Here is a 501-nt window from a genome sequence, read left to right as displayed (position 1 = left end):
ATCCACGCCCACCAGGGCCTCGGCACCGGCGATGGCCGCGGCGCTGGCGCGCAGCGACAGCCCGCCGGCGACGCTGACCGCCGGGCTGTCGGCGACCAGCGCCTCCGCCGCCGCGCGGTCCTCCGGGCCGCCGAGCACCACCGGGGTCGCACCGGTCTCGGCGGCGAAACGCCCGGCGAGGTCCCGCCAGCGCTCGTTGAACCAGTGCTTCTGGGGACGGGTGGTGAACGGCGCGAACGCCACGTAGCGCCCGTTCACCCCGGCCCCCGCGATGGCGGAGCGGGCCGCGACGTGGTCGTCGTCGCCGAGTGCCAGGTCCATGGGGAAGCGGGTGGTGTCCGCGCCGAGGTGGGCGGCCAGGGCGCGGTACTCGCTGGCGATGCGGCGATCGTCCCGCGGCGGCGCGAGCACCTCGGTCATCAGGCGCTCGCTGCCCTCCCGCGAGCCCAGGCCGATACGCTCGCCGGCGCCGGTGAAGCGGGCCCAGACGCCGCTCTTCAG

1 protein-coding gene is annotated in these 501 nt (G+C 77.0%); it reads right to left on the bottom strand.

What is annotated here, in order from left to right:
* Positions 1–501: glycosyltransferase family 9 protein (locus G7A99_RS24795; protein ID WP_163144740.1), on the bottom strand; the 501-nt coding region annotated here is incomplete at both ends.

This window comes from Arhodomonas sp. KWT, assembly GCF_010993615.1.
Note: the sequence above shows the minus strand (reverse complement) of the source record. Positions and strands in the feature narration are given on the sequence as shown.